Source organism: Deltaproteobacteria bacterium, assembly GCA_016213065.1.
In the GTDB taxonomy this organism is placed as follows: domain Bacteria; phylum UBA10199; class UBA10199; order SPLOWO2-01-44-7; family SPLOWO2-01-44-7; genus JACRBV01.
Map to the genome: position 1 here is coordinate 1 of JACRBV010000153.1, position 5,827 is coordinate 5,827.

A 5,827-nucleotide genomic window follows, 5' to 3' on the forward strand; every position below is an offset into this window, starting at 1 on the left:
CCCCCCTGCCAGAAATAAAAAAACCGGACAGGAGATTCCCAATAGTAGGAAGGTGCTTCGACAAGCACATGGGCAATGCGCCCTCCCAAAAATCCAAAAGCAATTCCGGAAATAGCCATGTCGATACCGTAAATAATGGGCAAGCCGCGGCTTTTTAAAATCTTCAAACCAAACCAAGTTGCGGCCAAAACACCGATCATGATCATGAAGGTGTAAGAGGGGAAAACAACATCGCCGATATGGAATAAAATGGGTTTCATTCTTTTGGACTCCGCAAACTCTGTGAGTTTGCTTCGCGGTCCGGCGAAGCCGGACCTTGATCTCTTAAAAAATGAATGGCGAGGAAAATCATTGAAACGGTAATGGCGCTATCCGCTACATTAAAAGAGGGCCATTCCAAAGAAATTCCCCACAATGTTTTATCCTGAATATGAAAAGAAAGAAAATCAACCACATTACCAAAACGAATTCGATCGGTGAGATTGCCTAACACTCCACCAAAGATGAGACTTAACAGAACGGGAAAAAACCGGTTGATCTCATCGAGATTTTTAAAAAGAGAGGACAGCACGAAAATCGCAATAGCGGAGATGCCGTAAAAAAGCGGGTTTCGCAGACTATCCCCCAAAGAAGAAAGCAGACCAAAAGCGGCGCCGGTATTGCGCACATGCACAAGATCAAAATAACCCGGGATAATGGGGATGGCGTCTCCAAAACCAATGTGCTGTAGAACAAGATATTTCGTAAATTGATCAAGAAGAAAAATCGCGGGCGCCAAAATCAGCAAAATTTTATATTTATTTTTCACTTTTCATTTTTAATTTTCACACGATGCCAACGCACCGTTGGCAAAGCTCGGGATGTTGCGGGTCTTTGCCGACAAAAGTGGAATATTTCCAGCACCGGACACATTTTTGACCTTCGGCCTTTTCAATCCCTACTTTCAATCCGGTCAACTCTTCAGAGCTGTAGACCCAATCTCCTTTCGCTTTTCCAAACCCCACCTGTGAAACAATAAAAACATCGGCCAGAATACTTCCGAACGATTTTAAAAATTGTTCCTGATCGGGTGTTGCTTCCAGCATCACTTTGGCTTCCAAAGAATTTCCCAAAAACTTCGCCGCGCGCGCAATTTCCAAAGCCTTCGTTGCCACACCCCGCATTTTCAAAAAGCGGTCCCACTTTTCAATGAGACTTGAGTCCTGCAATTTTTCTTGCGGTTGTGGCAATGTGGTCAGGAACACGGAACTCTCTTTCCCCGGAAAAGCAGGAGCCATCTGCCATACCTCTTCTGCCGTAAATGAAAAAATGGGGGACATCAAGCGCACCAGTGTGTCCAGAATTTTAAAAAGAACCGTTTGCGCGGCCCGCCGTGGCACACCGGCCTTAGCTTCAGTGTAGAGACGATCTTTTAAAACATCGAAATAAACGGAAGAAAGTTCCACGGCACAAAAACGAGTCAGACTGTGCGCAATCATGTGAAATTCAAAAGATTCATAACCTTCCATTACCTCTCTGACAAGGTCTTGCAGAACATGCAAAGCCCAGCGGTCAATTTCCTGCAATTTTTCGTAGGGCACTTCATCTTTTCCCGGTTGGAAATCGGAAAGATTTCCCAACATGTAACGACACGTGTTGCGAACTTTGCGATAGGAATCGACAAGTCTTGTTAAAATTTCCTCTGAAAAACGGATGTCGTTCCGATAATCTTCGTTGGCAACCCAAAGTCGAAGCATCTCTGCGCCATGACTCTTCAAAACTTTTTCGGGTGGAATATAATTTCCTGCCGATTTGGAAAGTTTTTTTCCGTTGGCATCGACCACAAAACCGTGTGTCAGCACACGCCGGTATGGCGCCTTTCCGCGGGTGGCCATGGATTCCAGCAAGGATGTGTGAAACCATCCGCGATGTTGGTCACTCCCCTCCAGATAAAGATCTGCGGGAATTTTCATTTTGAGCAGGTCTTCCAGCACAGCGGCATAAGAGGAGCCCGAATCGAACCAGACATCAAGCACATCGGTCTCTTTTTTAAATTTTGTTTTTTTGTTGCAGGTGGTGCAAACGAAATTTTTCGGCATTACTTTTGAAATATCGAGATCAAACCACGCATCGGCCCCGCCATTTTCCGCAAAGACTTGGGCCACCTTTTCAACCAATTCGGCCGACGTGCTTGCCACACCGCACGTTTCGCAAATCACGGCAATAATGGGAACTCCCCAGAGACGTTGTCTGGAGATGCACCAGTCCGGTCTGTTCTGCAACATTCCAAAAATACGATTACGTCCCCACGGAGGAATCCAGTGAACCTGATCGACCGCTTTCAAAACATTTTTCCTCAGATCATTTTTCTCCATCGAGATAAACCACTGTTCCGTGGCGCGAAAGACAATCGGATTATGACAACGCCAACAATGAGGATAGGTATGTTCCAAACTTTCTTCTTTTGCCAAAGCACCAATTTCTTTGAGACGTTCGATTATGGGTTTGTTGGCTTCTTCCACTTTTTTTCCAACCAACCAATCAAGTCCCACTTCTTGTGTAAATCGTCCGGCGGAATCAATTGGAGCGAAGGGTTCCAGATTATATTTTCTGCCCACTTCATAATCTTCGTAACCGTGACCCGGTGCGGTGTGAACACAACCGGTTCCTTCTTCGAGCGTCACATGTGGCCCCAGAATAATCAGCGATTTGCGTGGCAAAAGAGGATGCTGACAATGCAGATTTTCCAAATCTTTCGCGTTAAATTTTACCAAAACTTCCACATCGGGTGATCCAAAAATTTCAAGAATCTTGTTCAACAATCCATCGGCCAGAATCCAGATTTCTTTTCCAAAACGAACGGCGGCATAGGTAAATTGGGGATTGAGCGCAATTGCCAGATTGGCAGGCAAAGTCCACGGCGTCGTGGTCCAGATCACAACATAAATTGGTTCGTTCGAGAGATGAAAATTTTTGTGCAATGTTTCTTCATCGGCGACACGAAATTTTACATAGATGGAAGGTGATTTATGATTTTGATATTCCACTTCGGCTTCAGCCAAAGCGGTGCGACAAGAGGGACACCAAAAAACCGGTTTCTTACCGCAATAGACCAAATCTTTTTTTACGAAGCGACCAAACTCTTTTGCAATTGTCGCTTCATATTGGGGAGACATCGTTAAATAAGGATTGTCCCAACTTCCCATACAACCTAAGCGTTTGAATTCTTCACGCTGAATATCGACAAATTTCAAGGCATATTCCCTGCAGGCTTTACGAATTTCAAGCGGGGACATTTTGGCTTTTTTGGACCCTAAATCTTTATCCACCTGCAATTCAATTGGAAGACCATGACAATCCCATCCGGGAACAAATTCACACAAATGCCCCGACATATTTTTATACTTCACCACAATGTCTTTCAAAATTTTATTTAAAATGGTTCCGTAATGAATGTGACCATTGGCATAAGGAGGACCATCGTGAAAAATGTAACGGGGTTTGTCTTTATTTTTTTCTATAAGTTTTTGATAAAGCTTTGCTTCATCCCATCTTTTAAGAAAGTCGGGCTCCCGTTGGGGGAGATTCGCTTTCATTGGAAAGGGTGTTTGCGGCAAATTTATGGTATTTTTGTAATCAGCCATAAAAAAAATAAAAAATCAAAAACCAAAAGTTAAAAACACATATTAAAAATAAAAAATCTTTGCATTTTGATTTTTATTTTTGATTTTTTATTTTTCATTTTTATTATTGTACGCCAAGATTGGTCACTTGAGCATTGGGACTGCGTAAATAATCGGCAACTTTTCCCAAGACCATTTGTTCCTCCGTCCCGGCAGATTGCAAGTTGGCTACGATACTTTCAATGCGAGACCCAACCTGAACTTCCGTATTTCCACCCTCTTGCGGGACAAGACGGATTTCCAGTTGATGATAAGCCCCGTTGGTTCCAAAATCTTCACGTCCGAAAAGAAGTAAATAATGGGAACGCGCCTTGACCGGTACATAGCGCGTCTTCAAAACGCCATTTTTCAAATCTTCTTCCGCAATGGGGTAACCATTCGCCCGCAAAACCCAACGGAGTGCGTAATAAATATCGTTGGGACTCGCGGGGTAAGTTTGTTTAAAGTAATGAGGTTGCACGGGTTTTGCCACACGAAAAACTTTCGTGCAGGAAGAAAGAGAAGCAGAGAGGCAGACAAGCAGAGAGACAGAGAAATAAAAAGTTTTTTTCATATTCTATCGTGCGATCTCCTATACAAATACAATCCCAATCCCAATGCAAATAGAATCATGGCGATAAACTGGGAAGTCGAAAGCCATGAATTGAAAACAAATCCCCGATCCGTATCTCCCCGTAAAAATTCAAGCAGGAAACGAAGAAGTCCATAGATCATCATGTAGAGAGCAAAAATCTGGCCATCAAATTTTTTGTGCCGAAGCCCCCACCAAAGTCCCAGAAAAATCAGAAACTCGCCTCCCGATTCCAATAATTGCGTTGGATACAGAGGAATTCCGGATGGAGCCAGAGAAGCGGGATTGGCGGGAAAAATAACGGCATACCATGTATCGAAAAGCAAAGGACGCCCATAACAACATCCCGCTAGAAAACAACCTTCTCTACCGAGGGCATGTCCCAGAGCAATTGCCGGCGCAAAAAAATCAAAAAATTTCCACATGGGGAGACGATGTCTTCTCAGATACCAGAGACTCACCAAAACACTCGCAATGAATCCCCCGTAAAAAACAAGTCCTCCCTCCCAGATTTTGAAAATAGCCAGAGGACTTTTCCAAAAAAGAGAGGGATCCGTCGTGAGAATAAACAACACGCGCGAACCCAAAATGGCGGCGATCAGAATGTAAAAAATGAGATCAAGGGCTTGGGCTGGATTCTCCCCTTCGCGTTTGGCTTCTCTTTGCACAAACCACGTTCCAAACAAAAAACCCAAGGCCACCATCACCCCGTATCCATAAACGGGAAAATAATCGTGTCCAAAAAGACCAAAGAGAGGAATTTTAAAAAGGACGGGATACATACGGCGACATCCGTATACGAAATATAAAAATTGATAAAGGAGAAAGGCTTTAGGGCACCTCTAAAAACTCTGCTTGTCATCCTGAACACATTCGCTACGCTCAGTGTAAACTCCGCGAAGGATCCCGTGGAAATCCTTTAAAAATGGGGATTCTTCGCGGAGTTTACACTGAGCCCGAACAGATTCTTCGCGGAGTTTATCCTGAGCCCGAACAGATTCTTCGCTTCGCTCAGAATGACAAAGCGAAGGGCTCAGAATGACAAAGCGAAGGGCTCAGAATGACAAATTGTGGTTTTCATAGGTTTTTAGAGGTACCCTTCAGTGGAACAGGGATTAACAAAATATTCCGCGTGAGAATCCTTCTTTTTTCCTATGCGTATGGTTATTCCATAAGGTCTTAACGCCTTAAATGCATCTTCATCCGTTATATCGTCCCCAATATAGACGGGTATGGTTTGGTAGCCCAATTTTTTCCACATCCATAAAACGGCCTTGCCCTTATTTCAGAAGTTTGCCGGGCGGATTTCTAAAATCATTTTGCCAGTCGTCAATTGAAGATTGTGTTTTTTCACATAGGATGTAGCCAGTTTTTTAACAATTTTTTTACCGTAGTGTGAAATTTCGCATTCACCTTTCGATAATGAACGGCAACCGACAATCCCTTGTATTCCACGATGGCACCGGAAATACCCGACATCGAGTCACGCAACGCACCCGCCAGAATCCGAATAGGTCTTTTATAAGCGTGTCCCTTTTTTAAAAGATGCCTTCCGTTATAAAAAATTTCCATTCCATGATTGGCGGCATAAATA

The 5,827-nt window shown here is 43.7% G+C and carries 7 protein-coding genes; all 7 read right to left on the reverse strand.

The window, feature by feature from the left end; all coding sequences use genetic code 11:
* A partial coding sequence (locus HY877_09295; GenBank protein ID MBI5300465.1) for a prolipoprotein diacylglyceryl transferase occupies positions 1–260 on the reverse strand: 260 nt, incomplete at its 3' end.
* On the reverse strand, positions 257–808 hold the full coding sequence (gene lspA / locus HY877_09300; GenBank protein MBI5300466.1) for a signal peptidase II: 552 nt from the start codon (positions 806–808) through the stop codon (positions 257–259). The genes HY877_09295 and lspA, both read right to left, overlap by 4 nt.
* Positions 809–824: 16 nt before the next feature.
* The gene (gene ileS, locus HY877_09305; GenBank protein ID MBI5300467.1) at positions 825–3,623 is read right to left on the reverse strand and encodes an isoleucine--tRNA ligase; all 2,799 of its coding nucleotides are present in this window, start codon (positions 3,621–3,623) and stop codon (positions 825–827) included.
* 103 nt (positions 3,624–3,726) lie between these two features.
* Complete coding sequence (locus tag HY877_09310; protein ID MBI5300468.1) at positions 3,727–4,215, reverse strand: hypothetical protein; 489 nt, start codon at positions 4,213–4,215, stop codon at positions 3,727–3,729.
* Positions 4,212–5,015, reverse strand: coding sequence for a prolipoprotein diacylglyceryl transferase (gene lgt / locus HY877_09315; GenBank protein ID MBI5300469.1), 804 nt, complete (start codon positions 5,013–5,015; stop codon positions 4,212–4,214). Before lgt ends, HY877_09310 begins: the two co-directional genes overlap by 4 nt.
* 305 nt (positions 5,016–5,320) lie before the next feature.
* Positions 5,321–5,494 (reverse strand): hypothetical protein, encoded by a 174-nt coding sequence (locus tag HY877_09320; protein MBI5300470.1) that lies wholly within the window; start codon positions 5,492–5,494, stop codon positions 5,321–5,323.
* Between the two features lie 89 nt (positions 5,495–5,583).
* Positions 5,584–5,827, reverse strand: a 244-nt coding sequence (locus tag HY877_09325) for a hypothetical protein (protein ID MBI5300471.1), incomplete at its 5' end; no start/stop codon positions are given.

Excerpts from the sequence above, each read along its gene's own strand:
- ileS (MBI5300467.1), bottom strand. The coding sequence starts at position 3,623 with ATGGCTGATTACAAAAATACCATAAATTTGCCGCAAACACCCTTTCCA.
- HY877_09310 (MBI5300468.1), bottom strand. The coding sequence starts at position 4,215 with ATGAAAAAAACTTTTTATTTCTCTGTCTCTCTGCTTGTCTGCCTCTCT.
- lgt (MBI5300469.1), bottom strand. The coding sequence starts at position 5,015 with ATGTATCCCGTCCTTTTTAAAATTCCTCTCTTTGGTCTTTTTGGACAC.
- HY877_09320 (MBI5300470.1), bottom strand. The coding sequence starts at position 5,494 with ATGTGGAAAAAATTGGGCTACCAAACCATACCCGTCTATATTGGGGAC.